The organism is Paenibacillus sp. MAHUQ-45, from assembly GCF_058133325.1.
Genome location: NZ_JBYUPV010000003.1, coordinates 245,123 through 271,450, shown reverse-complemented (window position 1 = coordinate 271,450; position 26,328 = coordinate 245,123). Strand labels below are relative to the sequence as shown.

Annotated in this window: 28 protein-coding genes; 9 read left to right on the top strand and 19 right to left on the bottom strand. The window is 46.4% G+C overall.

Annotated elements, in window-relative coordinates; translation table 11 throughout:
- Positions 1 to 6 precede the first annotated feature (6 nt).
- Entirely contained in the window at positions 7 to 768 is a 762-nt protein-coding gene (locus AC3Y23_RS08545) for a DUF1836 domain-containing protein (RefSeq protein WP_379197679.1), read from the bottom strand.
- A gap of 145 nt (positions 769 to 913) precedes the next feature.
- On the opposite strand from AC3Y23_RS08545, the gene AC3Y23_RS08540 reads away from it, so the two are divergent.
- Positions 914 to 2,230 (top strand): hemolysin family protein, encoded by a 1,317-nt coding sequence (locus tag AC3Y23_RS08540; RefSeq protein WP_379197677.1) that lies wholly within the window; start codon positions 914 to 916, stop codon positions 2,228 to 2,230.
- A 166-nt stretch (positions 2,231 to 2,396) separates the two neighbouring features.
- On the opposite strand, the gene AC3Y23_RS08535 is transcribed toward AC3Y23_RS08540, so the two are convergent.
- The 3 genes from AC3Y23_RS08535 to AC3Y23_RS08525 form a co-directional block, all read right to left on the bottom strand.
- Positions 2,397 to 2,915, bottom strand: a complete 519-nt coding sequence (locus AC3Y23_RS08535) for a GNAT family N-acetyltransferase (protein ID WP_379197675.1) — start codon at positions 2,913 to 2,915, stop codon at positions 2,397 to 2,399.
- Between the two features lie 25 nt (positions 2,916 to 2,940).
- On the bottom strand, positions 2,941 to 3,294 hold the full coding sequence (locus tag AC3Y23_RS08530; protein ID WP_379197673.1) for a VOC family protein: 354 nt from the start codon (positions 3,292 to 3,294) through the stop codon (positions 2,941 to 2,943).
- Between the two features lie 111 nt (positions 3,295 to 3,405).
- Positions 3,406 to 3,606, bottom strand: a complete 201-nt coding sequence (locus AC3Y23_RS08525) for a hypothetical protein (protein ID WP_379198614.1) — start codon at positions 3,604 to 3,606, stop codon at positions 3,406 to 3,408.
- Here AC3Y23_RS08525 and AC3Y23_RS08520 point away from each other — a divergent pair.
- Positions 3,518 to 4,801: a TrkH family potassium uptake protein gene (locus tag AC3Y23_RS08520; protein ID WP_379198556.1), complete on the top strand. Its 1,284-nt coding sequence runs from the start codon at positions 3,518 to 3,520 to the stop codon at positions 4,799 to 4,801. The genes AC3Y23_RS08525 and AC3Y23_RS08520 overlap by 89 nt on opposite strands.
- A gap of 72 nt (positions 4,802 to 4,873) precedes the next feature.
- Here AC3Y23_RS08520 and AC3Y23_RS08515 read toward each other — a convergent pair whose 3' ends face one another.
- Entirely contained in the window at positions 4,874 to 5,149 is a 276-nt protein-coding gene (locus tag AC3Y23_RS08515) for a hypothetical protein (RefSeq protein ID WP_379197671.1), read from the bottom strand.
- 169 nt (positions 5,150 to 5,318) lie between these two features.
- Between AC3Y23_RS08515 and AC3Y23_RS08510 the strand changes: the two genes are divergently transcribed.
- From AC3Y23_RS08510 to AC3Y23_RS08495, 4 genes are all read left to right on the top strand, one after another.
- Positions 5,319 to 6,551, top strand: coding sequence for an aminopeptidase (locus AC3Y23_RS08510; RefSeq protein WP_379197669.1), 1,233 nt, complete (start codon positions 5,319 to 5,321; stop codon positions 6,549 to 6,551).
- 31 nt (positions 6,552 to 6,582) lie between these two features.
- Positions 6,583 to 7,812 carry an aminopeptidase gene (locus tag AC3Y23_RS08505; protein ID WP_379197667.1) on the top strand — a complete coding sequence of 410 codons (1,230 nt, stop codon included), beginning with the start codon at positions 6,583 to 6,585 and terminating at the stop codon, positions 7,810 to 7,812.
- A 320-nt stretch (positions 7,813 to 8,132) separates the two neighbouring features.
- The gene (locus AC3Y23_RS08500; protein WP_379197665.1) at positions 8,133 to 8,309 is read left to right on the top strand and encodes a hypothetical protein; all 177 of its coding nucleotides are present in this window, start codon (positions 8,133 to 8,135) and stop codon (positions 8,307 to 8,309) included.
- 266 nt (positions 8,310 to 8,575) lie between these two features.
- Positions 8,576 to 9,103, top strand: a complete 528-nt coding sequence (locus tag AC3Y23_RS08495) for a hypothetical protein (protein ID WP_379197663.1) — start codon at positions 8,576 to 8,578, stop codon at positions 9,101 to 9,103.
- A 40-nt stretch (positions 9,104 to 9,143) separates the two neighbouring features.
- Here AC3Y23_RS08495 and AC3Y23_RS08490 read toward each other — a convergent pair whose 3' ends face one another.
- Both AC3Y23_RS08490 and AC3Y23_RS08485 read right to left on the bottom strand, forming a co-directional pair.
- Positions 9,144 to 9,731 (bottom strand): TetR/AcrR family transcriptional regulator, encoded by a 588-nt coding sequence (locus AC3Y23_RS08490; RefSeq protein ID WP_379197661.1) that lies wholly within the window; start codon positions 9,729 to 9,731, stop codon positions 9,144 to 9,146.
- 4 nt (positions 9,732 to 9,735) lie between these two features.
- The gene (locus AC3Y23_RS08485; protein ID WP_379197659.1) at positions 9,736 to 10,449 is read right to left on the bottom strand and encodes an MBL fold metallo-hydrolase; all 714 of its coding nucleotides are present in this window, start codon (positions 10,447 to 10,449) and stop codon (positions 9,736 to 9,738) included.
- Positions 10,450 to 10,729: 280 nt separating this feature from the next.
- On the opposite strand from AC3Y23_RS08485, the gene AC3Y23_RS08480 reads away from it, so the two are divergent.
- Positions 10,730 to 11,383: a TetR/AcrR family transcriptional regulator gene (locus AC3Y23_RS08480; RefSeq protein WP_379197657.1), complete on the top strand. Its 654-nt coding sequence runs from the start codon at positions 10,730 to 10,732 to the stop codon at positions 11,381 to 11,383.
- A 52-nt stretch (positions 11,384 to 11,435) separates the two neighbouring features.
- Complete coding sequence (locus tag AC3Y23_RS08475) at positions 11,436 to 11,957, top strand: hypothetical protein (RefSeq protein ID WP_379197655.1); 522 nt, start codon at positions 11,436 to 11,438, stop codon at positions 11,955 to 11,957.
- A 630-nt stretch (positions 11,958 to 12,587) separates the two neighbouring features.
- Here AC3Y23_RS08475 and AC3Y23_RS08470 read toward each other — a convergent pair.
- From AC3Y23_RS08470 to AC3Y23_RS08450, 5 genes are all read right to left on the bottom strand, one after another.
- The gene (locus AC3Y23_RS08470; RefSeq protein WP_379197653.1) at positions 12,588 to 13,190 is read right to left on the bottom strand and encodes a nitroreductase family protein; all 603 of its coding nucleotides are present in this window, start codon (positions 13,188 to 13,190) and stop codon (positions 12,588 to 12,590) included.
- Between the two features lie 169 nt (positions 13,191 to 13,359).
- The gene (gene pstB, locus AC3Y23_RS08465) at positions 13,360 to 14,136 is read right to left on the bottom strand and encodes a phosphate ABC transporter ATP-binding protein PstB (protein WP_379197651.1); all 777 of its coding nucleotides are present in this window, start codon (positions 14,134 to 14,136) and stop codon (positions 13,360 to 13,362) included.
- Positions 14,137 to 14,179: 43 nt separating this feature from the next.
- Complete coding sequence (pstA, locus tag AC3Y23_RS08460) at positions 14,180 to 15,076, bottom strand: phosphate ABC transporter permease PstA (protein WP_379197649.1); 897 nt, start codon at positions 15,074 to 15,076, stop codon at positions 14,180 to 14,182.
- Positions 15,073 to 15,969, bottom strand: a complete 897-nt coding sequence (pstC, locus tag AC3Y23_RS08455) for a phosphate ABC transporter permease subunit PstC (protein WP_379197647.1) — start codon at positions 15,967 to 15,969, stop codon at positions 15,073 to 15,075. Before pstC ends, pstA begins: the two co-directional genes overlap by 4 nt.
- 98 nt (positions 15,970 to 16,067) lie before the next feature.
- Positions 16,068 to 17,015 carry a phosphate ABC transporter substrate-binding protein PstS family protein gene (locus AC3Y23_RS08450; RefSeq protein WP_379197645.1) on the bottom strand — a complete coding sequence of 316 codons (948 nt, stop codon included), beginning with the start codon at positions 17,013 to 17,015 and terminating at the stop codon, positions 16,068 to 16,070.
- Positions 17,016 to 17,298: 283 nt separating this feature from the next.
- Here AC3Y23_RS08450 and AC3Y23_RS08445 point away from each other — a divergent pair, with 283 nt between their 5' ends.
- A complete protein-coding gene (locus tag AC3Y23_RS08445; protein WP_379197643.1) occupies positions 17,299 to 18,192 on the top strand; it encodes a LysR family transcriptional regulator in 894 nt (297 codons plus the stop codon).
- Between the two features lie 67 nt (positions 18,193 to 18,259).
- Here the strand turns inward: AC3Y23_RS08445 and AC3Y23_RS08440 are convergent, their stop codons facing one another.
- The 7 genes from AC3Y23_RS08440 to AC3Y23_RS08410 form a co-directional block, all read right to left on the bottom strand.
- The gene (locus AC3Y23_RS08440) at positions 18,260 to 19,102 is read right to left on the bottom strand and encodes a class I SAM-dependent methyltransferase (protein WP_379197641.1); all 843 of its coding nucleotides are present in this window, start codon (positions 19,100 to 19,102) and stop codon (positions 18,260 to 18,262) included.
- 293 nt (positions 19,103 to 19,395) lie between these two features.
- Positions 19,396 to 20,310 (bottom strand): DMT family transporter, encoded by a 915-nt coding sequence (locus AC3Y23_RS08435; RefSeq protein WP_379197639.1) that lies wholly within the window; start codon positions 20,308 to 20,310, stop codon positions 19,396 to 19,398.
- Positions 20,311 to 20,504: 194 nt separating this feature from the next.
- The gene (locus AC3Y23_RS08430; RefSeq protein ID WP_379197637.1) at positions 20,505 to 21,029 is read right to left on the bottom strand and encodes a cysteine hydrolase family protein; all 525 of its coding nucleotides are present in this window, start codon (positions 21,027 to 21,029) and stop codon (positions 20,505 to 20,507) included.
- Between the two features lie 628 nt (positions 21,030 to 21,657).
- Complete coding sequence (locus tag AC3Y23_RS08425) at positions 21,658 to 23,157, bottom strand: methyl-accepting chemotaxis protein (protein ID WP_379197635.1); 1,500 nt, start codon at positions 23,155 to 23,157, stop codon at positions 21,658 to 21,660.
- A 204-nt stretch (positions 23,158 to 23,361) separates the two neighbouring features.
- A complete protein-coding gene (nagE, locus tag AC3Y23_RS08420; protein WP_379197633.1) occupies positions 23,362 to 24,819 on the bottom strand; it encodes an N-acetylglucosamine-specific PTS transporter subunit IIBC in 1,458 nt (485 codons plus the stop codon).
- A gap of 42 nt (positions 24,820 to 24,861) precedes the next feature.
- Positions 24,862 to 25,371, bottom strand: a complete 510-nt coding sequence (locus AC3Y23_RS08415) for a PTS sugar transporter subunit IIA (RefSeq protein ID WP_379197631.1) — start codon at positions 25,369 to 25,371, stop codon at positions 24,862 to 24,864.
- Between the two features lie 24 nt (positions 25,372 to 25,395).
- Positions 25,396 to 26,262, bottom strand: a complete 867-nt coding sequence (locus AC3Y23_RS08410; protein ID WP_379197629.1) for a PRD domain-containing protein — start codon at positions 26,260 to 26,262, stop codon at positions 25,396 to 25,398.
- Positions 26,263 to 26,328: the final 66 nt, after the last annotated feature.

Below are 26,328 nucleotides of genomic sequence, written 5' to 3'. Positions count from 1 at the left end.
AAGTGTTCAAAAATCAAGGAATAACACCGCATTAAAATACTGTTTGGCCAGCGATTGGAAGTAACAGGTCTGTACAGAAATGGCGGCGACCAATAACGCATGCTGCACCATTTCCCGCTGGTTTCTACTTAAATGATTCAACCTTGTCAGGATGCCTTCCGTTGCTCTGGCGAGCGAGCTGTCCTTCCAAGTATTGTTGTGCAGATCCCGTCCCCCGATTCTTTGGGTATGCAGCACAGGGTTGCTCTTGATTTCCTCAAAAAGGCCAGCGTAGGAAGAGTACATCTGAGCAGGTTCAATGAGATCATCATCATCACGCTCCGGCATCAGAAAAAGCAGCTGAAAGAGCTGACGGATACTCTCAAAATCAAGTGCCGACTTCAAATCATCTATCATAAACAACAGCGCTGCCTGGTTAAATGAATACTTCTTCCCCGCTTTTGGAGATCCCAAATATTCCTTGAAGTCACGCTTCACCCAGTTCTGCATCGCTGTAACCGTAAGATTGGAATACTCAATCAGATGACCCAGTGCTGCGATCTCTCCAAGGGATAAGCCTTTAACAGTCCCTCCTTTGATGATCTTGTGCAGTATAGGCGGGATGTCGGTAGACAAAAAGGCCGGTAGCGTCGTGCCACTCCGGACCTCATCATGATGAAATTTAGTCCAGGCTTCCTGCAGGATACTCAGCGGTTTCTGCGGCGAAACACCTGTGAGCGAGAGCAAAAGACCGGACATTTCGATACGGGTCAATGTGAATGACTCCATGTCAGTATCCCTCCTTGTTTCCCTTCAAAAATAATGTAAATCACTTACATTTGATATTTCAGCGAAAAGTTCGTAAAATTGGTTCATAAGAACTCATAATATGAGTATAACCTATTTAAGGTGCGAAAGGGATGGTAAAGATTATATGGGTATAGGACTTAGTTTGACGTTGGTGGCTATTTTGATTATTTTCACCGCTTTTTTTGTAGCAACGGAATTTGCAATGGTAAGACTGAGAGGCAGCCAGATCAGCCAGATGGTGATTGAGGGACGCAAGAACGCTCTCGCCGTACAAAAGGTCGCTGCCAATCTTGACGGATATTTGTCCGCCTGTCAGCTCGGGATTACAATCACTGCACTCGGCATCGGGGCACTGGCAGAACCTGCTTTCGAGCATCTGCTGTTTCCGATATTCCACTGGATCGGTCTTAGTGAGAGTGTGAGTAAACCGCTTGCCTTTGCACTCGCCTTCCTGGTGGCGACATTCCTGCACGTCGTTGTCGGCGAACTTGCGCCAAAGACTGCTGCTATTAATGTTCCGGAGAAAATCGCTCAAATTACAGCCCCACTGATTATTTGGTTCTACAGAATTTTGTACCCGTTGATTTGGCTCATGAACGGTTCCGCCAATCTTCTGGTCCGTCTGTTCGGTATGAAGCCGGCCAGCGAGCATGGAGACGCCCATTCGGAGGAAGAGATTCGTCTAATTCTGTCCGAGAGCTACGAGAGTGGCAAGATCAACAAAGCGGAATACGGGTATGTTAACCGAATCTTTGCTTTTGACGAAATGTTAGCCCGTGAGATTATGGTTCCCCGGACAGATATGGTGTGCTTGTACACCAATCACTCCCTGCTGGAGAATTTGGATGTTATCCGTAAGGAACAGTATACCCGTTTTCCTGTAGCGGAAGGCAATAAAGACAATATTATCGGTATGATCAATACGAAGCAGCTTTTCTTGCAGTATGATAATAATCCTGACTTTGACTTTAAGAGCCTCATTCTGCCAGTGCTGACTGTATCCGAGGTCACCCCGGTCAAGACGCTTCTGACCCGTATGCAGGTCGAGCGTGTGCATATTGCCCTTCTGCTTGATGAATACGGCGGCACATCCGGACTGATCACGATCGAAGATATTCTTGAGGAAATTGTCGGGGAGATCCGCGATGAATTCGACGGTGACGAGCGTAAGAATGTGGAGAAGCTCGCTGACAATGACTACCTGTTCGACGGTAAGGTCTCTCTCCTGGAAGTACAACAGATTACGGGTCTCGACTTCGAGGATGAAGAAGTAACTACCATCGGAGGCTGGCTGTACAGTCACTTGAACGATCCCGCTGTTGGCAAAAGTGTGACCTTAGAACATGCGACCCTGATTGTACGGGAAATGAACCGTCACCGGATTCGCAAGGTGGAGATCCTCATTGAGACAACATCGACTGAGGGACAAGAGTCCTTATAATTTATGTGATTAACTATTAATGATATAAAAAAGGGTTGGGCAGATCATTCTTCTGCTCAACCCTTTTCCAATTACCGTTACAGCGCTACTATGCTCTCATTCAGGTACGCCTCTTCGTATCTACCTATGAGCTCTTGAGCTGCCTGATCCTATGTATGTATAACCGTTAATTTACATCATTAATTAAAAGCTTACTCATATAATATTCATCCACCCATTGCCCGTCCACTTTAAGCGATTTAAGCTTGGTTCCCTCAATGGAAAATCCACTCTTTTGATACAACGCCACCGCTTTGTCATTATGAGCCATTACGGTCAGTTCCAGTCGGACAATCCCGCTCTTCGCAGCCCAAGTATCCACTTCCCGGAATAAACCGCTCCCAATGCCGAGACCCTGATATTGCTGGAGTATACCGATGACAATATAAGCACTATGTCTGTTCCGCCTGACATTTCCCCCTCGAACAGACAGATAGCCAACCAGACTCCCCTCTGCCTCGGCTCCAATGAGTACTGAGGTACCTGAAGCTGCGACATCCCTCAGCATATCCGTCAGCTGATCTACCGTGGTCTTCCGTTCATCCGGCTCAAGCAGCATAAATGAAGATTCCTGATCCAGACGGTGTTGCAGATTCAGCAGCTCTTCGGCATCGTCAGGTTGTAATACTCTGAGTGTAACCACCATTTTTACTCACCTCTTAATTGAATAATCAACATCGACAGATCATCAAGACATTCCCGTCAGGATCTTTAAAGTTAAACCAGTGATCATGCTCAATGTCCGTCAATATTTCCGCTCCGCTGGATTTCACAAAATCATACGCTGCATCGATATCTTCCGTATTGAAATGAAAAGCGGGCACCTTAAATACAGATTCAGCTGTGTAAATCTTACTGTCCAGTACAATTCCCGGCCCCTGCATCGGAATGACATATAAATGGCCGAACAATACTTCACCATCAAGCGGCAGACCCAGCAGCGTGCAATACCATGTTTTGGCTCCTTCAATATCGCTTACCGGGATGAAAACCGCGCCAATCTGATTGAGAATCGGACTTGTCATAGGAAGTAAGCCTCCTCCTTGTAAATGACGGAATGTATATTGCCTATATATTACAATTCGTTAAAACACACCTTTTTCCTCCTGTGCTTAGTGAAGCTCTGTGGAGTTGTGTTATAATCTGGTCAACAACTTTCCATCATTAATCGTCAGGAGAATCACATTGGCCAATTTAAACTTAGGCAATCCTAAACTTACACCACCCAAAATATTATCACTCGGGTTTCTGCTGCTGATCGCAATAGGCACCACACTGCTATGCTTGCCAGCTTCATCGACCACAGGAAGAATCCACTTCATTGATGCCCTGTTCATGGCTACTTCTGCTACCTGTGTAACAGGACTAGCCGTGATCGATACAGGAACCCAGCTGACCTCGTTCGGGCAGATTGTTCTGCTGGTTCTGTTTCAATTCGGTGGATTGGGATTCGTTACGATGGCAACCCTCATTACGCTGGCACTGAATAAACGCATATCCCTGAAAGAACGGCTACTGCTGCAGGAATCCATGAACCAAAACTCCATGCAGGGTATTGTCCTGCTCATTCGCCGAGTCCTGCTCTATTCGCTCGTGATCCAGCTGTCCGGTGCTATTCTGCTGGCTGCTCGGTTTATGCTGGATATGCCGATAGGAAAAGCAGTGTATTACGGGATCTTCCATAGCATTTCGATCTTTAACAATGCAGGCTTTGATCTCTTCGGGGATATCCACGGTCCGTTCAGCGGACTGACCAGGTACGTAGAAGATCCTATAGTCAACATTATTTCGATGCTGCTTATTTTCCTGGGTGGGATTGGATTTATCGTCATGGCTGACGTAATAGACTTCCGCAAGCGCAGACGACTCACGCTGCACTCCAAGGTTGTACTGTCTACCTCTGCTGTGTTAATCGGACTCGGGGCAATTATCTTTTTTGCGCTGGAACTGAACCATACCCTGAAACCACTTCATGCAGGCGGGAAAGTGATGGCCTCATTTCTTCAGGCTGTAACACCACGTTCGGGCGGAGTAACGACCATCGAGATTCCGCTGATACGGGAATCCACACATTTTCTGCTGATTCTCCTCATGTTTATAGGCGCGGCTCCGGGATCAACGGGGGGAGGGATCAAGATTACGACATTTGCGATTCTTGTCAGTGCCGTATATGCTCGTTTGCGGGGAAAAGAAGATATCATTATGTTCCGTCACCGTATCTCCAAAGATAACGTTTACCGTGCGATTACCATGACGCTGTTATCTCTGATGCTGGTGGTGATGGCGACGATGCTGCTATCCGTGACAGAGCGAGCGAGCTTTCTGACAGTGCTCTTTGAGGCAGTATCGGCGTTTGGTACTTCCGGCATTACAATGGGCCTTACTCCTGAGCTCACCACGATCGGCAAAGTGCTCGTCATCATCCTGATGTTCGTTGGGCGGATTGGGCCACTCACGCTCGCTTACGCCTTGAAGCCGAAGAAGAGTAAAGAGCTGTACCGTTACCCTGAAGGCAATATTACGATTGGTTAGAAAATAGAAGTGCTAACTTGCGGATGCGGCGCAATAAGTATAAATAACTGCGCCTGCATCCAATTTATTGTCTTACCCTTCCTGTACTTCCTGAGCATCGATAGCAGCATCCAGCAGCTGGTTGAAGATTTCATCATCCTCTTCCAGCAAGGTGTCCGTCTGAAGGAACTGCTCCTCGCTTCCTGGCTCTCCGGCAAAGCTGAGGCTGTAATCCCACTCGCTCCCCTTCTTACTATAAAACGTAATTTCATACGGAGAAGTATGATTCTCTAATGTAAACACCGTTCTCCCTACAAAACTTCCATCCTCGTTGCGGCGCATTTCCGCGCTTACAATCTCAGCTGCCATCCTAATAAACACCCTTTCGAATAATTCTTGCTTCACTACACCAGTATATCATTGAAATGAAAGCAAATCCCGCCTTCCCTTAGCATAATTGACTTTTTTCATCCGGCGGTTAATAATTTAAGACAACCCTTGTAAAGCATTAGATTAAAGGTAAATGGAGGAAATCTACATGAGCGATTTTCAAACAAAGCTTAACAAATATGCCGAGCTTGCAGTTAAGATTGGCGTCAACATTCAACCAGGGCAAGCCTTGGTCATTAACGCTCCCATCAGCGCAGCAGAATTCGCCCGTCTCGTGGCTGAGAAAGCCTATGGAGTAGGTGCTAGTCTGGTTAAGGTCAACTGGAGCGATGAGAGCATTACCCGTCAGACTTTTGAACATGCTGCACCGGAGACCTTCACCAAGGCTCCAACCTGGTATGCCGGTGAAATGACCGAGTTCGCCGAGAACGGCGCAGCCGTGATGGCAGTCATCTCCGAGAACCCAGACGCGCTGAAGGGCATTGACCCGGAACGTATTGCTAATTTCCAAAAAACACGCGGCGCGGCACTGGCCAAATACCGTGCTTACCAGATGTCGGATAAGATTAGCTGGAATGTCATTGCTGTTCCTTCCCAGCCATGGGCAGACAAAGTGTTTCCTGAACTACCTGCGGAAGAACGCGTAGCACAGCTATGGGAAGCTATTTTCCATACAGTACGTATTGACCAGGAAGATCCGATTGCCGCTTGGCATGAGCATCTGGACAATCTGGAGAGCAAAGCAAATGTGCTAAACGCCAAAAAATATAAGAAACTGCATTACATAGCACCTGGTACCGATCTGACTATCGAACTTCCAAAAGGTCATCTTTGGGCACAGGGTGACAGCATTAACGCGAAGGGTCACAGCTTCGTTGCCAACCTACCTACCGAAGAGGTCTTCACAGCTCCGCTTAAGACCGGTGTGAACGGGGTCGTTAGCAGCACCAAACCGCTCAGCCACGGCGGCAATATTATTGACAACTTCTCCCTAACCTTTGAGAACGGCAAGATTGTTAGCGTAAGCGCGGAAAAGGGCCAAGATTCCCTGGAGCATCTAATCAGCATGGATGAAGGCGCCAAATATCTTGGAGAAGTGGCATTGGTTCCACATCACTCCCCTATTTCGGAATCCAACATTCTTTACTACAATACATTATTTGACGAGAATGCCTCCAACCACTTGGCTATCGGTATGGCCTATGCCTTCTGTCTCGAGGGCGGCAAAGAGATGGACGAAGAGCAGCAAATTGCCCATGGACTGAACTCCAGTGTTACGCATGTCGATTTCATGATCGGCTCTGGTGAGATGGACATTTATGGAATATCTGAAGATGGCACTCGGGAACCTGTATTCCTCAAAGGTAACTGGGCTTTTTAAGAGAAATTAAAGGATAAGGGGATAGGATGTCATGTTGAGTTTCAAACAAAAGCTGGAGAACTACGCGCTGCTAGCTGTAAAAATTGGGGTGAATATTCAGCCGGGACAGACACTGGTCGTCAATGCCGACATCACCTCGGCAGAATTAGTGCGCCTCGTCGTACGCAACGCTTATGAAGCTGGAGCCCAGTTGGTCAAAGTCAATTACAGTGACGAGGTCGTTACTCGTACCCGTTATGATCTGGCTCCAGCGGAATCTTTCCTATTGCCGCCGAAATGGCAAGCTGATGAGCTGGAGGATCTCGCCAAGAACGGTGCAGCGTTCCTGAATATCGTCTCTGTAGACCCAGATCTACTGGCTGGCGTAGACTCTGAGCGTATTGCCAACAACCAGCGGACGGCTGGACAGGCGATGGCAGCGTATCGTGAGATGCTGATGAACAATTTTGCAAGCTGGAGTATTGTGGCCTTCCCATCCCCTTCTTGGGCGGCGAAAGTCTTCCCTGATGCCCCTGCGGATCAGCAAGTCGACTTATTATGGGAAGCCTTCTTCAAAGCGGTGCGTGCCGATCAGGAGAATCCGGTTGAAGCATGGCGCCTGCATCTGGACGGCTTGAAGGAGCGTTGTACATTCCTCAATGATCGCAAGTTCCGCAAGCTGCACTACACTGCACACGGAACAGATCTAACCATCGAGCTGCCGGAAGGCCATATCTGGTGTCAGGCTGGCGCAGTAAATGGACGTGGAGTTCCGTTCCTGGCTAATATCCCTACAGAAGAGGTGTTCACTGCACCTTCGAAGAATGGCGTCAATGGTACTGTCAGCAGCACGAAGCCACTCAGCTACGGCGGCAATATTATTGACAATTTCACACTGACGCTCGAGAATGGCAAGGTAACTGATTTCAAGGCCGAAAAAGGTCAAGAAACGCTAGCTGCACTACTGGCAATGGATGAAGGTGCCTCCTACCTTGGTGAAGTTGCGCTTGTGCCTTTCCATTCTCCGATCTCGGAGAGCGGCATTCTGTATTACACGACTCTCTATGACGAGAATGCTTCCTGCCACCTAGCTTTGGGCGCAGCTTATGCATTTACGTTACAAGATGGAATCAAGATGACGAAGGAAGAGCTGGCTGCTAAAGGCATGAACCAAAGTCTAACCCACGTCGATTTCATGATGGGTTCACCGGAAATGAATATTGACGGAATTACGGATGACGGCAAGACCGAGCCAATTTTCCGCAATGGCAACTGGGCATAATCGCTTTTGCACAGGATAACAAAAGCCAGTCAGACACAAATTTGTGTCCGGCTGGCTTTTTTATTGTGCTTTTTCATCCTTAAACTGTGAATTAGGAATATCAATAGGCTCAATCTTAAGTTCAAAAGCTTGCCTTACGTGTGCCGGAGACCCCATTTATTCGCAGAAACCGCCCGGTGTCAAGCTCTTTTTTCGCTTAAATGTCCATAAATAACTCAAATTTAAATATTTGTTCAAATTATAGCCACATATTTGTTGAAATTAGTTCACAAATATGTCACAATACAGTTAAGGCTTCAACATCCAAGGAGGAGATTATCATGATGAGAGACCCGCTGTCTGAAGACTTCGAAGCGAAGGAACAAGAACAGGTCCTGGTTCAAGAATCTGTCGATCCACGTATCACTGCCTCCAATGCCATTAAGTATACGGCTTATGTTATGCTGTTGTTTGGGTTACTGTATTTCCTTGCAGCCTATTTGGGCCCTATGCTGTAATGAACTCGCCTTTACGTTTTTCTATAGAAAGCGCTTACGGCTAATAATGCTTCCGAAATGGAGCGTTACTAGCCGTTTTTTACGCATATGATGTACTCTTTGCGTCTTATACTTGTTTAAAGAAACTAAGCTCAGTAGACTGAGCAAATATAACTTTAGACCGGAACACATTTAACTAACGAGCAGTATTACTAATCCGACCCGTCCCACAATAAGAACGCCCTTCTTAGGAAACTCTAAAAGAAAACACACGCGGGGTGCTCTTGGTGGTTCTAAAAAAGCTGGTAGTAATTTTGTTCTTAACAACAATTCCATTGTTAAATCCTGCAATAACTTTTGCGAATATTGGATTAGATCAAATAAAAAGTGCAGCGGATTTTAAGCTATTCATCCCACGTAACTCCTTTGCAAATTGGAACCTTGAAATCAAGGAACCTTATCCTCTCGTTACCGACCGACTAATTACGAAGGTAAGACTCCATTACTTCGATAAATCCGGAAGCACGTATATGTTTGGAATTGAACAACATAAAGCGATAGGATACAAAAGTAAGCGATCTGAAACTACAATTGATGTTCATAGTAAAACAAGTACGACCAGAGATATAGAAGAAAACTTTAGATTTAATACAAATGGTGAGATTATTAAATTGAATGGAGTTGAAGCGAGGTTTAATTATGGAACACAAGGAAGATGTTTGCGATGGGTACAAGATGGTACTTACATAGAGATGGATAGTTTTCGATTGTCTAAGAAGCAAATGATTGTTTTAGCGAAATCAATGATTGAATAAGGGATTGAACTAACGGAGAACGTTAGTTCAATCCCCCAGATCAAGATTCATGCTTTCCTGGAATGTTCATTTGCCCGATCCCGGTGAGGAATGCAGCGATTAGGCGGGATAGACTAATGTTGGTATCTAGCGGCATCCCGAAGCCGCCCTCCTGCACGATAGAGGCAAAGCCATGCAGGATGCTGCGAAGGCCACGTACGGCATGCAACTCGCCTTCCTTACCCAGATTATAAACCTGTAACAGATTAATAATCTGGGACAAAATACGCTCACTGGCCGCCACAAGTTCGGCGTTGTTTGGATCCGGGGAGGACAGCGTCGTTTTGTACAACCCCGGGCGGCTTCTTGCAAACTCAACATAGGCGCGGCCCATCGCCTGGACCGCATCGTCACCGCTCAGCCCCTCCGCTGCAGAGGCTATCGCCGTATTCAGCTCTCCCAGTCCATAGATAGCCAACTGGGTGCGTAAACCCTGTAAACCATTGATATGATTATAAAGTGAAGGCGACCGCACACCCAGTTTGGCTGCCAGCCGTGCCAGTGTTACCTCTTCAATCCCTTCCTCATCGGCAATCTCTGCTGCCGCTCGTACAAGTATATCGACATCCAATCCTGCTCTTGGAGACATTCGCTTACCCCTTTCGTAATGACTTTTCTGCCCGAAGAATTGCCCGCTGAAGCCCACTAGCCGGTTCCTTTAACCAGTTACCATGCCCTGCAGCAATGAGAGTAGGCTTGAACTGTAACAGCTTGCGGGCACTCGAGAGTGCGATCTCCTTGTGCCAGGTTGCCAGCGCCGGGAACGGAAACAGTGGTACTACTGTTCCTGCTACCACAAATCCCCTGAACATCTGGACCGCATCGCCGACGATAACCGCACCGCTGCGCTGATCGATGAAAGACATTGAACCAGGAGTATGACCAGGTGTGCTGATTGCTTTTAGTGAGCCAATGGTATCCCCCTCCCGAAGCAGTACATCCGGTTTGGTGGTGATCTTCTTAGGTACACTTCCCTTGATCGGAGTCTGTGGCTCATCAGGCCGAAGTGAGCTGTCCCCTCGAAGCAAGTCTGCATCCCGCTCGGAGATATATACCTTTGCATCTGCATAATGCTTCGCTACCTCATCCAGCGCCCCGACATGGTCGTCATGGGCATGGGTCAATATAATGCGGTTGATCTTCTTCCCCAGTTTCTCTGCTGTGCCAATAATCCCTTTGGCGCTAAATGGCATTGCTGCATCAATAAGTGTCAACCCGTCTTCTTCTTCGACCAAATAGCAGTTTACCGGGAAAAAGGATGGCATCCAAGTCAGCTGAAGTAAATGTCCTTCTTGAAGTACTCTCATGTGTATTCCTCCTCAAAACTAATATCATTAGTTATAATATAAACTAATATGATTAGTTTTTCAAGGAGCAAGTAAAAATTCCCTATGGTTAGAGCATAACCTGTGTGAAGCGGCTTCCGCGAATGAGGCTTTGATGATTATGGAGAAGGACAAGTTAGCCAGTTTTCGCTCCCCTAGCAAGCTAACCGAGCATTATTAGATGAATTATATTGACAATATTTTGAATATCCTTTATATTTTTGATTGTCATGAATGTCAATGAAAAAGAGGGATGCACAACATGTCACCACGCACCAAAGCACAAAACGAAGAAATTCGTAAACAGCGGACACAAGAGATTTTGCAGGCAGCCATACACGTTTATGCAGAAAAAGGTTACGTGGCAGCTGAGATTGGTGAAGTAGCGGAACAGGCGGGTCTGGCGCGCGGACTTGTGTACCACTATTTCAAAAACAAGCAAATCTTGTTTCGTGAACTATACGAATACATGATGGATAGGACTCAACGATTTACACAGTCTCATTTCGAACAAGAAGGCTCATCCCTTGAACTGTTCAGTCAGTATGCACGGATAGTCTGCACGCAAGTCCTGGATGATCCTGCGGTCTCTCGCTTTTACATGCGAGTCAGCATGGATGTGCATTACTTTTATACGGATGAACCCTTCTCTCCTTTCGAATGGATGAAAAGCTTCCTACAACCGATGACCCAAGCCGTTGAGAAGGGTATCATCCAAAAGACGATTCGTCAGGGTAATGCCAGCCTTATGGCTATGCAATTCTGGGGCGCTATTTCACAAGGGATGAATTATTTAGACAAGCTACAGCAAGATCTTTTGGCACAAGGGTCTTTGGAGCTTACGATGAAAGAACAGCTGGAGATGCTATTGGAGCAAGTGATTGAGTCGGCTGTAGCGGTAGTGAGACCTCAGTAATTTTTTTGTCTTTATGATTGACATTCGTGATAGTCAAAAAAGGAGGAATCAAATGTCATTAGTAACAGTGAAACGACAGGATTTCGATTCATTGGATGATGAAAGACTCGGGTGGGTATGTATGGAGCCAACCCTCATGCAAATTCGTGGAAAAAACATGTCCGTGAAAACACAAGTGATATCTCAGCTCACGGAGGGACAACGGGCTTTGTGCATGTTTAGAGTATTGTACGATCACGCTAAAAACTCGGTGAGGGAGTATTATGCTTGGATCTCTTATTTGCTGGATACACCGGGTTATTGGTCTGGTGTGACAGGCGGCTTGCGTTTCTTCAGCGATACTTCCATGATCACTCTGCTTGAGGAAACTAAAGCGGTTCTCGAAGCAAGAAATACCACGCTAGGTGTCCAATGGAGTGATGCTACTTTTAAAGACTTGGATCAAGATCATGAGTTGTTAGCCACTGTTACTCTTCTGTTTGAGCGCTTCCTAGAGTTGTCCCAAGGTAGTCTACAACAAATTAGCGCATATATTCGCTTCAACCCGCAGGAATTTGTAATAATAGAAAACTAGAACTCCCACATTCATATGGCCTAGGCAAAATAGAAAATAAAGAACCCCCTGTCTGTTTTCAGGGGGTTAACGTTGAACTGATCAATCAATACAATGAATATAGAACGCAATACAGAACGCAATACAAATCAAACATACCCAAGAAAAGAGAGTGCTTGTTTAAAAAGGATCGAACTAAAATTAACGGCATTTTCGTACCTTAAATCCTCTGCAGCTAAGGGTTATTGAAGATTAAGTGCAATTTTGTACCTTAAATCTTCCAGAATAGCCCATTCGGCATGCTTTTTCGAAAATTAAGATACAATAATGCCCTTATTTCCCTCATTTGCCTATATCAAAGAAAAATAAGGTACAAAAATGCCGTTAGTTGGGGATGTGACCCCTCTTTTCTACTATTAAAACAACTGGTGAAGGGGAATATACCGCTATTGGTTGCAGTCTGTCGACAGTCTATGTTCCGATGCCAGCTTTCCTATGGAAAGCTTTCGGACGAGCACTCTGCGCCTATAGCTTCAAACTCCCCCGTTCGCTTATCTTCGCTCTTATTAATTTCTTTTGTTCGGGTTATACAGCGTGAACTCGGATGATTAATTCACTTCTCTTAACACAATTTTCTACTCCAGACTTCTTCTACTCCAGGCTTCCACTCTCTGGATAGCTGTCAACCACCTGCAGCAGCTCTACTGCCTCGGTCCGTGGGCGGCTGGCTGGCACGACTTCCGGATAACCGGCGTGAACCATTGCTACGATCTTCTCCCCCGGCTTCACGCCAAGCTTACTCCGAAACTCAGGTGCGTAGATGTAAGGATCGGTCTTCCAGATCGTGCCGACGCCTTTCTCCCACGCCGCCAGCTGGAAGTTCTGTACTAAGGCAGAGACTGCGGCATAATCCTCATCCCATTCCCGCTGGCGCGGGTCCTCGGGCATCACCACAATTAAGGTAAGTGGGATATTTGAGAGGTATTCTTTACGTCTAGCCGCAAAGTCAGGATCGGCCGCACCACGCTTGATCAAAGAAAAAGCTGCATCGCCGAGAAATTTCGCCCCTTCTCCCTTAAAAGCGATGAAGCGCCATGGCTCACGCAGTCCGTGGTTTGGAGCCCAAACCGCAACATTCAGCAGTTCTTCGAGCAGCCCCTCCGGCAGCGGGTCAGGCTTAAATTGTTTGATAGAACGACGTTCCTTGATTGTGTCAGCAATGCTATTTGCAGATGAAGATTGTGAATTTGTCATGAATAGTTCCTCCCAGTATAAAATTATCATTGAGAATCATTATCAACAATCATACATGATCTTTACTTGCTTTGCAAATAACCTCGCCTGATGCCATCTCTCTTAACGGTATAACAAAAAACACCGCTCAGACAGAGCAGTGTTTTCCGCTTGATCATTTTGATCATAATCAGCCGAAACGGCCCATTATGTATTCCTGTGTCATTTGATTCTCAGGGTTGGAGAAGACCTTCTCCGTCTTGTCATGCTCCACCAAAGAACCGAGGTAGAAGTAAGCGGTAAAGTCGGAAATACGAGCGGCTTGCTGCATGTTGTGGGTAACGATAACAATTCGCAGGTCCTCTCTTAACTCTTTGATCAATTCCTCAACCTTACCTGTGGATACCGGGTCCAATGCAGAAGCCGGCTCATCCAGCAGCAAAATTTGCGGATTAACAGACAACGCACGTGCGATACACAAACGCTGCTGTTGTCCACCCGACAATGCCAGGGCCGAATCCTTCAGACGATCTTTTACTTCGTCCCACAGTGCGGCACGACGCAAACTGCTCTCTACAATCTCATCCAATGCCTGTTTACCTTTGATTCCATGATACTTTGGTCCGAAGGCAATATTGTCATAGATGGATTTGTAGAATGGATTAGGCTTCTGCCATACCATCCCAATTTTTTGACGCAGCTTGATTACATCTGTACCTGGGGCGTTGATATCTACGCCGTCAATCCAAATGCTGCCTTTGGATGTGGAACCCGAAATCTCGTCATTCATCCGGTTGAGCGAACGAAGAAAGGTGGATTTACCGCAGCCCGAAGGACCGATGAGTGCAGTTACTGTGTTTTCCGGGAAAGGTAGGCTGATTCCTTTAACAGCTTCATAAGACCCATAGAAAATACTCAAATTTTCGGTCTGAAAAGAATTTTTAGTTGCGGTTGCTGTTGCTCCCATCGCTTACTCCTCCTACTATTCTCTGATCTAATTGGTGTACCTGCTAGTTCATACGCTTAGAAGCTGTGAGTTTACGGTAAATAAAGCGGCCGAAGTAACGCGCGGCCAGGTTAAAGATTAATACAGTAATGACCAGCACAGCCGAAGCTCCGGCAGCGATTTGTACCGCATCTGGAGCCAAGCCTTCACTATTTATTTTCCAGATGTGTACCGCAAGTGTCTCAGCGGGCCGGAACGGATTTAGCGGTGAAGACGTGCTGAGTGGGTTCCAGTTCCCGAAATCAAGACGTGGACTGCTCATCCCTGCGGTAAACATCAGTGCTGCTGCTTCCCCGAACACCCGGCCTGCCGATAGGATCGTTCCTGTAATGATTGTTGGCAAAGCTACAGGGAACAGGACTGAGGTTACGATTTTCCACTTGGACAATCCAAGAGCAAACCCAGCTTCTTTCTGCTGCTTCGGAACTGTTCGGAAGGCCTGCTCCGTTATCCGCACCATCAGCGGCAGATTGAATACCGTCAATGCCAGTGCACCAGATATTAGAGAGAATCCGAGATTGAAATAGTTCACGATCAACAAGAGTCCGAACAAACCGACTACGATCGACGGGAATGAGGACAGAACCTCTACGATCAAGCGGATGAATGCGGTAAGCTTGCCGGGACGTGCATACTCGGCCATAAAAATTCCGGCACCCAGACCTAGCGGTACTGTAATCAGAAGGGTCAGGAACAGCAAGAATATGGAGTTGAACAGCTGTGGCCCGACTCCTCCGCCTGCTCGGATCTTCTGAGGTGCGGAGGTCAGGAAGTCCCAACTGATATGACTGATTCCGCGCATCAGAATGTAACCTAACAGTCCAACCAAGATGCCTACAATAAGTAGAGCGAAAAACACAATAAGCGTGGTAGCGATTTTGTCAGCGGTTCTCGGCTTCAAATTTTATTTCTCCTTTCAAGCAGTCTTACGAGGAAGACGAATACAAATGTCATCAGCATAAGAACCAGCGCCATACTCCACAACGCATTATTGTGCGGCGAGCCCATAGTGGTATTGCCCATTCCCAGTGTAATGACACTCGTCAGGGTAGAAGCCGATTCGAATAGCGAGCGCGGAACGAATGGTGCGTTACCAATAACCATTTGTACAGCAAGGGCCTCACCAAAGGCGCGGGCCATCCCGAGTACTACACCTGTCATAATCGCGGGCAGGGTTGTAGGAATGATGACGCGAGAAATCGTCTGCCACCGGGTAGCTCCAAGCGCAAACGAAGATTCCTTCAAATTTTGCGGCAAAGAAGACAATGCATCTGCAGCCACGCTCGTAATCGTCGGTAGAATCATAACCGATAAGACAAGTGCGCCTGCAGCCACCCCGATGCCCTGACCCGGAAAGATATTGCGAAGCAGTGGCACAATCACGCTTAAGCCCACAAAGCCGTATACAACGGAAGGAATACCAGACAACAGCTCAATAACTGGTTGAAGCAGCTTTTTCCCCCACCCTGGAACGATTTCAGTCATAAACAATGCCGCACAAATGCTAAGCGGGCTAGCAATCAGTGCTGCGAGTAGAGTAACTAGGAAGGACCCGGAAATAAACGGAAGTGCACCAAAGGATGGTGAATCCCCGTCCGGCGACCATTTGGTACCAAAGAAGAACTCGGATACGCTTGTAGTCCCACTAATAAAGGTGGACAGGCCTTTTGACGCTACAAAATACACCATTGATACAATGATGACAATTAATAGCGTTACGCAAAAGGACATATAAGTGCGCCCAATGAAATCCTCTATATGATGTTTTTCAATACGAGATTTGTTTGCTTTCACCTTGAAATGCTCCCTCTTTCTAAAGTGAAAAGAGAGGCAGAAGGATTTCCGCCTCTAATCACATTGAATTTCTACTGAAGAATGCTTGATCGTGATGTTTATTTAGTCGTTACGTTACCTTTGACATCACGTACAACTTGCATTTTGGAAGCTGGGATATATCCAAGCTCTACCACATCGCCGTTTTGCACGTCGTCAGTCAAGAAGTAATCAAGGAAAGCTTTAACAGTTTCGTTCGGCTCACCATTAGTGTACATGTGCTCGTAAGCCCATACTGGGTATTTACCAGCAATAACGTTGTCTACAGATGGTTCTACACCGTCATAGCTAAGAGTTGTCAAAGAATCATCAAGGTAGGAAAGTGCAAGGTATCCGATCGCTCCTGGTGTTTCGCTAACAAGCTTCTTAACTGTACCGGAGGAATCTTCTTGAATAGAACCTTGCAGGTCTTCAGTCTTCGTGCCCAGTGCGAAGTTCTCGAAAGTCGCACGTGTTCCGGAGCTGCCTGGACGGTTGATAATTTGGATCTTCTCGTCTTTACCGCCAAGATCTTTCCAGTTCGTTACTTTGCCAGTGAAGATGTCAACCAATTGTTGCTTGGTCAAATCTTTAACACCAACATCTTTGTTCGTAACAGCAGCAATCGCAACTACAGCTACTTGATGGTCAACGAGAGCTGCTGCTTTATCAGCGTCAGCGTCTTTCAGCTTCTCTTCAGCGAATACGTCGGAGTTACCGATATCAACTTGCTTCTCAGCAACTTGAGTCAAGCCTGTACCGCTACCGCCGCCTTGTACTTGAATGTCTACGCCTTTGTTGCTCTCCATGAACTTCTCTGCAACTTGCTCAACGAGCGGCTGCAATGCTGTGGAGCCGGATGCCAGTACAGAACCTTTTAATTCGGCGCCGCTAGTTTCAGTTGGTGCGTTTGTTGCTGAAGTGTTGCCTCCACCATTATTGGTTGTTGCATTATTTGCTCCGCAAGCCGAAAGTGCCAGTACGCTAGTTAAAGCCAGTGTCATGATCCAAGATTTTCTAAATTGCATTGTTGTTTGTCTCCCCCTAAAGTTGTTGTGGAGCAGTTGCTCCCACACGCTTGACCACCACAAAATGCAGTGAAAGCTGACTCTTGTTGTATTGCCTTGGCAACATTGTGTCGCTTTGACTCTTCCTATTCTAGGGCTCGTTCGTTAGAGAAAGGTCCTCGTTGTGTAAAATCAAAGATAAAAATAACAATATAATTTGTATACCTGTATAGAATTATTCTATAATGAAGAAACAACAGCTTAATATTCACCGTTTTTAACAACATTTTCTCGGGGGAACATCATGAATATTATGAAACTCCACATCGTAGTGTTAATTGAAAAATACAAAAAGGTTACAGAGGTTGCCGCCGAGCTTGGGGTCAAACAGCCCACCGTTTCCTTTCATATGAAGAATCTCGAAACTGAACTTGGTACTCCATTGTTTCAATATCGCAGTGGTCGCGTGCTGCTGACAGAAGCAGGCCGTACCTTGTACCAATACGCGGTGAAAATCGTAGCCCTTGCTGCTGATGCCGAGCGCAGTGTCAAACAGTTCTCCTCACCCTCGCAAGGACAGTTAAAACTGGAGTCCAGCTATATTCCTGGCAGCTATGTTCTTCCAAAAGCTATGTCACAGCTCATGGTGGACTTTCCTGGTATAGAGTTATCCATGTCTGTACATGCAGACCGGGAACTGCGAGAACGGCTACGGGTCCGCGAAACACCATTGGCGCTGCTGCACACCAGTGAATGGAATGATGATACCTTTCATTTTCAGCGAATCGAACAAGACGAGCCTGTGTTGATTTTTGCACCGGGACATCCTTTCGAAGAAAATCCGGAGCTGACTGCAGAGCTAGCCGTACGCGAACCTTGGGTACAGCATGCAGCCGGTTCCGCTTTGCGCGGGATCGCTGACAAATGGGCACAGCTCAATAGCGTGCGTCTGTGGAACCGTACCGTACTGGATTCACCAGAGCTTATTAAAGACCTGGTCAGCGAAGCAGGTGGCGTCGCAATCTATTCCAAAAAAGGAATTGAAGCCGATGTCGCACAGAACCGCTTGCGCTACGCTCCCCTGCCGGGCATTCAACCGGAAAGCGGCGGTTTTTTTGTCGCCTGGCGCAAGGATCATTTGCTGACTCCGCTGGAACAAGCAGTTCTGGACTATTTTGCGCAGAGGTCGGGACAATAATACAAAAAAAGGGTCCGGCACATGGGAAGCCATGTACCAGACCCTTTTTCATTTATAAGTAGCAGGATTATGCTTGCCCTGCTTTTTCCGCAACCAGTGTAAAGGTCTTGGGAATGCCCTTATCATACACATCCGAAGAAAGATTAGGCTCCTCGACCAGCATGGTGATGACAAGTCCGCTGGCTGCTGCCGCCGTGACGATTTCACCAAGTGTCCAGCGACGCCAGTGCACAATACTCTTCTTCTCGCCCACTGCGCCCGCTGAAGCAGGCAGATACTTGGAGTACGATACGATTTTCTCCTCTAGCCCTGTGTCAAAGTAATCACCGCTCACCTTATGCTTGCGGACCTTCGCCGTAGACCCTTTGGATGAAATCAGCTTCGTAGTGATCGGATGAAAATCGCGCAGTACGAACCGCCCACCCGGTGAGAGCAGACGATAGGCTGTGTCCATAAAAGGCGCAAGATCTGTGAAGTAATGGACGATTCCCTGTTCAGCAAACACAATATCATAAGAACCCTCTGCGACTTCCGCCGGAAGCTTCAGCACATCCGATACGTGATAGGTTAACTGTACTTCGGCCGCCGAAGCGAGATCTTGGGCATAACGGGCATTAGCTTCAGAGAAATCCGCTACCGTCACCTCTGCACCAAGCAAAGCGAGCGCCACTGCCTTCATCCCGTTGGAACCCATAAGATTCATTATTTTCTTCCCGCTGATCTCACCAAAATAGGATGCGATCGGGTGCAGCTTGGCTAATGGATCTTTCGCCAGTCTGGCTGCCGCTTCCGCCGGGGTTCCAAACCGACTTGTCCAGGCGGCGTAGGTATCCTCATTCCAGGATTCTTCGCTGACCGATCCAGCCTGCACGCCTGCAGCCGGTTCTGATTCATGATGCTGATTATTCATTAAATTGTGACTCCTTTTGTCTAATGTTAAAAAAGCTTCTATAATAAGACGGACTAAAGATCCCAACCTAAGGCTCGGTCGTTACTACGGTGGAATGTTTGGACTTCCGGTCGCTGTTGTCCCCAGATTTCTTCTTTATAACCGCTTCTAGCGGTTGAAATCTGGCGAGCTTATGCTTCCGGTGTGAGCTTTCCTGCGGAAAGCTTTCAGGCGATCGCTTCGCTCCTACAGTTCCAAACTTCCCCCTTCGCTCCTTCTCGCTTTTTGTTTCTTTCTTTTGTTCGTCTTATATATTAAGACGCATTCTCCAGTGCAGGTGGCACCGGGTCTGCTTTCTTGCGTTCAGCCCATAAATAAACCGCCATGCCGATCATCACGAGCAGTCCTCCCGTCCACTGCAAATGCCCCAAATTTTCGCTCAACAACAGATAGGCCAGAATGCTGGCCACAACTGGTTCAGCCAAAATGGTCATCGATACCGTGGTTGCCGAAAGGTATTGCATCATCCAGTTAAAGAGGAGATGTCCGAACACTGTGGGAACGATGGCTAACAGCAAGAAGATTCCCCACTCGCTAAGGTGATAGTCGAAGAAAGGAATACCCATCACCAGATTATAGATACCAAATACAACCGCCGCTACACTGAAAACAATCAGGCTGTATAAATAGGAGGGCATCTGGGCTACAAGCTTCTGACTGATCAACATATGTACAGCGACTGCAGCAGTCCCTCCGAGCGAGAGTAAATCTCCCTTCAGATTATCAGCAGAAACTCCGATGTCACCCCAGCCGATGAAGCACACTCCACCGATGGCAATAGCTACACCCATTATAGCGGAAGCTGCTGTCTTTTCCTTATATAATACATACGCTCCCAGCATGATAAATACCGGCTCTAATGCCATAATCATAGTTGAGCTTGCTACAGAAGTATACGACAATGAACCCATCCAGAGCAAAAAATGCAGTGCCAGCATTACTCCTGAGAAAATAAGGAGCACCCAGTCAGTTGTACGCAGCTTACGTACAGCGCCGCTATGCGGGCGAGCAAAAGGCAACATCATCAGCGAGGTGAACAGCAATCGATACATCCCCTGCACCGAAGCCGGAGCAGCAGACCATTTAATGAAGATGGATGAAAAAGAAATGGCCAGAATTCCAATTACCATTAATATCGGAATAGGAATCGGTGGCCTCTTGATAGTCATAGTGTGAGGGTATCCTTTCGTTTCTGTAAAGTTACATATGTTAATGTATCGCAAAATACGAAAAAATACAGCCCTTTTACATAAAATTTTCATGATGTATCCATTGTTCATCAGGAAAGACATCATAACTATGACGATGCCGTAAGGCAGCCGGTAACCGGAACGTTGTACAGCAAGCCGGCATACTACTCTTGTTAGAACTCTACCTCACTTTCCAGCTTCAATTCTGCAAATTTTCCTCCCAGAATGTCATTATGTTGACTGACGATGTCTTTCCCACTCAATAGTTCTGTATCAAAGGTACTGTGGGCATCTTGAACCAGCATACTCTCATAGCCCAAGCTATAAGCGCGCCTAGTTGTGGCATTTACACAAAACTGGGTTTGCATACCGACAATAACTAGCCGTGTAATCCCCATCTGCTGCAGTGTTTCATGCAAGATCGTGTGGTGAAAAGAATCCGGGGTCGGCTTTTCTATAATCCGTTCTCCCTCTTGTGGCTTAATACGAGCACTAATTTGCCAGGTCGGAGAATTCCTTGTGAACTCTTCATCTTCTGTATGCTGGATATAAACTACCGGTGTGCCTGATTGTCGCGCTTTACCGAGCAAGGAGATGATCCGGTCCATGACGCCCTGTCCATCATACAGCTCCTGTCCCGGATACCAAAACATCGCTTCCTGCACATCAATAATTAACAATGCCGTATTCCTGCTCATAGGTCTAACCCTCCATTAAATGAAAAGATAGTGTTCTGATTATACCAAAAAGATACAGTGTCTATATAGAATGCATTTATAATAACAAACATAACCAAGAAAAAGAGCGCTTCTGTAAGAAGTCTCGAAGTGTAATTAACGGCATTTTTGTACCTTAAATCCTCTGCAAGCAAGGGTAAGTGGAGATTAAGTGCAAAATTGTACCTTAAATCTTCCAGAATACCCCCTCCAGCGTACTTTTTCGAAAAATAAGATACAATAATGCACCTATTTCCCTCATTTGACCATATTAAAGAGAAATAAGATACAAAAATGCCGTTAGTTGGGGAGGTGCCCCTCTTTTTCATTGTTAAGACGACCGGTGAAGGAGGGCGAATATACCGCTTCTAGTGACATCACTAGAGTTGAGCAGCCACGGATTATATGTCTTGTTGTCGGCACTCTATGTTCTGTTGTTAGCTTTCCTATGGAAAGTTTTCAGACGAGCGCTCTGCACCTACAGTTTCAAACTTCCCCGTTCGCTCATCTTCGCTTTTAATTAAATTCTTTTATTCGGCTTATATAATAAAAAAAGCGTCCGTACCTCTCACTCACCGAGTGTATGGCACGAACGCTTATGCCTAACTAATTATTCCGATGCTTTATTCTCCGACAGCTTCTCCAGCTCACCGATCAGTTGATCCAAGCGCTCGAAGCCGGATACAACATCATCAACCATCATCTTCTGCTCTTCAACGCTGGCAAGGATCTCTTCAGATGCCGCACTGGATTCCTCGGTTATTGCAGAAATGGAATCCACCTCGGCCACAATAACCTCGGATGAATTGCGAACCTCAATCGACTTCTCTTCCACTTCTTCGGCTTGCTTCATGACCTGAGTGGCAATTTCAGACAATTCGCGGAATACGCGCTCAGAATGCTTGACCGTTGATTCGCTGGTTTCGATCATCGATTTGCCTCGTTCCAATTGGGAGGACAACTGCTCCACCTTAACTCTAAGTCCATCCAAGCGACCAGAAATCTCTTCAGCAGACTGATGGGAATTCTCGGCAAGCTTTCTGACCTGAGTAGAGACAACTGCGAAGCCACGTCCTTGCTCGCCAGCCCGTGCAGCTTCGATCGCCGCATTCAAAGCAAGTAGGTTGGTCTCCGACGCAATAGACTGAATCGTTGTTACAATCGTACCGATACTATGATTCTGTTCGTTCAGTTCATGCATCGCTGCTGTAATATCATCCATTACAGAGCTGATATCCGTGATACTGCGTGACAATTCTCCGATTTGCTCATTTCCGCGTTCCGCTGACTCAGCAGTAGTATTGGACAACTCCCGCATGACTACCGAATTATCGGCAACCAGTTGAATCGCAGTATTGGCATCGCCGAGCGCCATAGAAATATCACTGACACTGACCGTTTGACTCTCAATACCTTTGGTCATTTCCGTAAACCCAATGGTCAATTCACTCGTAATATCGCCGGTAACCATAACATTCTTCTGCAGTTGACGGTTGAATGTTGCCATTTCGGTGATCGATGATTTCATTTGATCCAATAGCTCTTCTACATTTTTCTTGGCCAACTCGGAGTTAAGTCTACCTTCATAGGCATTCATCATCATTTGCCGTGAAAGGATCGACAAGATAATTAGCAGTGCAAACGCGATGAATAGCTTAATGTTATCTGCCCATTCATAGTTTGCAAACTCTGTAGTAGCTGGGTAAAGAATAAAATAATTAACCTGAATAAAGCTAATGAAAGCATAGGTTAAAACAGGTTTGTAAGTAGGATAAAACACAAGAAGAATCCCGAGACTCAAATACGAAAATAGGTTGGGTTGCAAATAATTAATAAAGAACATAAACGCGCTTATTATTAAAACAACTATGTAAGACAGCAATTGCACGGCGACTTTTTTACGTACCAGCACAAAAAAGACTGAGTTCGCGATAATCGCTACAATGAGCGTTTTTATACCTTCTGCCATTTCCTGATTGAATGCAATCAACGGAACGACCGCTACTGTAATAAACAATAAAATAAATCTCATAATCTTGTTGCGCTGATGCGTCAACTCTTGCTCATAATCCTTATAACTTTGGGAATTATTTGTTCTTGATTCATTCATAATTCGACTTCTTGCCTTCGTCCAAATCGACATTCTCACTCGCCCTTTCATGTTAGCGCATAATATCTGCATTATTATATCGGACGAAAGGGCCTAACATTTTAGAGAACTATCCTAAAAATAGCCATTAAACAAGGACGAAATTTATAAATTTCGTCCTTGAACTAAATTAAATGTGATTTTCTAGTGAATCAATCTTTCATTTTACAGCAACTTCTGTATCTCATCCTTGATTTGCTCCGATTGTGGACCGAATACAATTTGCACCGTTCCTTGACCGAGTCTCATCACACCGGAAGCACCAAGCTGTTTGAGTGCCGCATCTTTCACTGCCTTCTCGTCATTCACTACGAGACGCAATCGCGTGATACACGCATCAATGTTCTTAATGTTGGACGGACCTCCGATATTCTCCAGAATTTTGGTTGCTCTGGAGGAAGCGGAGATGCTATTACCGCTACCAACTGAGATTTCCTGAACCTCATCCTCAATATCATCTTCACGTCCAGGTGTTTTGAGCTTGAAGATGGTAATGATGGCGCGGAACAACACATAATAGAGTACGAAGAATGCCAGACCAACCGGAATCAGTATCCATGGATTGGTGGATAGCTTCATATTTACTAGATAGTCGATAAGCCCCGCCGAGAAACCAAATCCAAGCTTGACGTTGAGGATATACATTACAGCCAAAGACAGACCTGTGAGCAAAGCGTGAACCAGATACAGCAGCGGAGCAACGAACATGAAGGAGAACTCCAGCGGTTCGGTAATCCCCGTAAGGAACGAAGCGATAGCAGAACCGATAAAGATGGAAGCTACTAGTTTACGTTTTTCCGGCTTAGCCGTATGAATAAAGGCCAGCGCTGCACCCGGCAGTGCGAACATCATGATTGGGAAGAAGCCAGTCATGAACATCCCTGCAGTTTTGTCTCCGGCGAAGAAGCGAGTCAAGTCACCGTGCACCAGTTCGCCAGCAGCGTTGGTGAAGTCACCGATTTGGAACCAGGCAATGGTGTTGATTACGTGGTGAAGACCGATCGGAATCAGGAGACGGTTCGCAGTACCGAACAAGAAGGCTCCGAAGGCTCCGAGTCCTACCACCCAGTTACCAAAGTCGCTGATTACATCTTGGATTGGACTCCAAATCATACCTATCAAAACGGCAAGCACCATGGTGCTGACAGCAGTGATAATCGGTACGAAACGTTTGCCGGCGAAGAAGCCGAGCCAATCCGGCATTTTGACATTATGATATTTTTTGTATAGGAATGCAGCCCACGCACCAGCGAAAATACCACCAAGAACGCCCATATTCAGAACTACATCATCATTAATGAATGAAAATTGCGTTGGAACAACGGCAAGCACCTTGGTAAGCACCATGTAAGCAATCAACGCCGACAATGCTGCTACAGCATCACCTGCGAATCCGATAGCTACACCGATGGCGAAGATCAAAGCCAGGTTACCAAAAATGGCACCTGCTCCTGCATTCAAGAATGGGGCGACATACTGGTTCAGGAAGCCCCCTACTGCGCTGCCCAAATGCAAATCTTTCTCATAATCAATCAATCCAAACCCTTGAAGTATTGCCGCCGCCGGCATCGTTGCTACTGGCAGCATCAGTGACTTGCCCAATTTCTGAAGAAAAGCCAACATCTTCTCTCATCCTCTCAATGGCAAAATAGTGAAGCTATTTGCTTATTGCGTTGAAACCACGGTAAGGATACTGTCTTCACCTGCGGTAACAGGACCAAAGTGACCTTCTACCTGTGGTACGGTCTCACCATTATTCGTAACAATGACCGGGGAAATGGTCTCACAGCCAGCGGCCCGAATGGCCTCTAAATCAAATTCAATCAGCGTCTGTCCAGCCTTCACAGTATCTCCGGTAGTGACATAACTGGTGAACCCATTCCCTTTCAGGCTGACGGTCTCTATTCCAATATGTAGCAGCAGCTGCATGCCGGAGGAATGTTCCAGAATGATGGCGTGGTTCGACTTCACAATGTGAGCGACTTTCCCATCGAAAGGGGCTATCAATTTCCCCTCTATAGGTTGTATGGCGATTCCGCCTCCCATATGACCACCAGCAAAAGTCTCATCCGGAACTTGTTCCAATGGAACCGCTTGCCCGCTCATAGGAGCCTTAATTGTAACGGTATGTCCAGTACGTTTCTCTTCTTTCTTTGATTTCCATTTGGAAAACATATGTTGCCACTCCCTCTTATGCTGCTATTTGTTTTTATCAAGCGTTTGAAACAGACGATACAAATGCATGGCCAAGAAACACAACTCTTCCTCCGGGACTTCTACATTCAGTGAGTTCTGCATTGCTTTTCCGAGCTTCTTTGCAAGCATATACTCCCGCTTATACTCTTTTTTGATATGCTTCACAAAAGGATTGTCGACTAATGACCCTTGTAAAATGCGTTCAATCGAAAAGCGCAGATGAATCATCAGCCGGACATGATTCATACTTCCGTACTCGAAGATAATCTGTCGTTCTTCCCGAATCAGATCCATTAACTCGCTCACGATGTTGGAGGCTTTCACCAGCTGCCCTACTGGTACGTTGCTAACAGCAGAGTAGACATGGTAGGTTAAAAATCCGATCTCGTCTTCGGGAATCTGCACCTGAAATTCGGCATTGATCTTCTCTGCCGCTTTGTAAGCGATCTCATATTCTTTCGGGAAGGTCATTTTCGTTTCTTGTAAAAATGGGTTGACAATATCCATCCCGTTGCGCAGACGGTAGATGGTGAACTGGATATGGCTTGGGAGCGCCAAGTAGATTTTGTCATTCAGCTTTCCGGCAAACTGCTCCCCGATATCGCTGATGATCTCATCTGTGATCTTCATAACCTTAGGGTCGATATCTTCCAGCAAAATTTGATATTGGCTCCATTCGTCCCGGTCCTCCAGGCGAAAAAGCTTCTCAATTCGGTGATCATTCCCTTCAATGACCCCCGTGCCCTTCACCGCAAAGCCAATCCCTTTGCCGATGATGACATATTCTTTGCCGTTCTTGCTCCCCTGCACCATAACCACGTTATTGCCGATAACGCGTTGTACTTGAAATTGCTCGTGCTCCCGTATCAAGTTCTCCCCTCTTTCCAGTGATTGTCAGGTGAAAGGTATAAAAAAGAGCCAAGAATAGTCTCAATT

Excerpts from the sequence above, each read along its gene's own strand:
- AC3Y23_RS08470 (WP_379197653.1), bottom strand. The coding sequence starts at position 13,190 with ATGACAAATTCACAATCTTCATCTGCAAATAGCATTGCTGACACAATC.
- AC3Y23_RS08480 (WP_379197657.1), top strand. The coding sequence starts at position 10,730 with ATGTCACCACGCACCAAAGCACAAAACGAAGAAATTCGTAAACAGCGG.
- nagE (WP_379197633.1), bottom strand. The coding sequence starts at position 24,819 with ATGTTGGCTTTTCTTCAGAAATTGGGCAAGTCACTGATGCTGCCAGTA.
- AC3Y23_RS08445 (WP_379197643.1), top strand. The coding sequence starts at position 17,299 with ATGAATATTATGAAACTCCACATCGTAGTGTTAATTGAAAAATACAAA.
- AC3Y23_RS08415 (WP_379197631.1), bottom strand. The coding sequence starts at position 25,371 with ATGTTTTCCAAATGGAAATCAAAGAAAGAAGAGAAACGTACTGGACAT.
- AC3Y23_RS08500 (WP_379197665.1), top strand. The coding sequence starts at position 8,133 with ATGATGAGAGACCCGCTGTCTGAAGACTTCGAAGCGAAGGAACAAGAA.
- AC3Y23_RS08485 (WP_379197659.1), bottom strand. The coding sequence starts at position 10,449 with ATGAGAGTACTTCAAGAAGGACATTTACTTCAGCTGACTTGGATGCCA.
- AC3Y23_RS08545 (WP_379197679.1), bottom strand. The coding sequence starts at position 768 with ATGGAGTCATTCACATTGACCCGTATCGAAATGTCCGGTCTTTTGCTC.
- AC3Y23_RS08530 (WP_379197673.1), bottom strand. The coding sequence starts at position 3,294 with ATGACAAGTCCGATTCTCAATCAGATTGGCGCGGTTTTCATCCCGGTA.
- pstB (WP_379197651.1), bottom strand. The coding sequence starts at position 14,136 with ATGGGAGCAACAGCAACCGCAACTAAAAATTCTTTTCAGACCGAAAAT.
- AC3Y23_RS08510 (WP_379197669.1), top strand. The coding sequence starts at position 5,319 with ATGAGCGATTTTCAAACAAAGCTTAACAAATATGCCGAGCTTGCAGTT.
- AC3Y23_RS08540 (WP_379197677.1), top strand. The coding sequence starts at position 914 with ATGGGTATAGGACTTAGTTTGACGTTGGTGGCTATTTTGATTATTTTC.
- AC3Y23_RS08515 (WP_379197671.1), bottom strand. The coding sequence starts at position 5,149 with ATGGCAGCTGAGATTGTAAGCGCGGAAATGCGCCGCAACGAGGATGGA.
- AC3Y23_RS08490 (WP_379197661.1), bottom strand. The coding sequence starts at position 9,731 with ATGTCTCCAAGAGCAGGATTGGATGTCGATATACTTGTACGAGCGGCA.
- AC3Y23_RS08430 (WP_379197637.1), bottom strand. The coding sequence starts at position 21,029 with ATGAGCAGGAATACGGCATTGTTAATTATTGATGTGCAGGAAGCGATG.
- AC3Y23_RS08535 (WP_379197675.1), bottom strand. The coding sequence starts at position 2,915 with ATGGTGGTTACACTCAGAGTATTACAACCTGACGATGCCGAAGAGCTG.
- AC3Y23_RS08505 (WP_379197667.1), top strand. The coding sequence starts at position 6,583 with ATGTTGAGTTTCAAACAAAAGCTGGAGAACTACGCGCTGCTAGCTGTA.
- AC3Y23_RS08440 (WP_379197641.1), bottom strand. The coding sequence starts at position 19,102 with ATGAATAATCAGCATCATGAATCAGAACCGGCTGCAGGCGTGCAGGCT.
- AC3Y23_RS08450 (WP_379197645.1), bottom strand. The coding sequence starts at position 17,015 with ATGCAATTTAGAAAATCTTGGATCATGACACTGGCTTTAACTAGCGTA.
- AC3Y23_RS08475 (WP_379197655.1), top strand. The coding sequence starts at position 11,436 with ATGTCATTAGTAACAGTGAAACGACAGGATTTCGATTCATTGGATGAT.
- AC3Y23_RS08525 (WP_379198614.1), bottom strand. The coding sequence starts at position 3,606 with ATGAACAGGGCATCAATGAAGTGGATTCTTCCTGTGGTCGATGAAGCT.
- AC3Y23_RS08425 (WP_379197635.1), bottom strand. The coding sequence starts at position 23,157 with ATGAATGAATCAAGAACAAATAATTCCCAAAGTTATAAGGATTATGAG.
- AC3Y23_RS08435 (WP_379197639.1), bottom strand. The coding sequence starts at position 20,310 with ATGACTATCAAGAGGCCACCGATTCCTATTCCGATATTAATGGTAATT.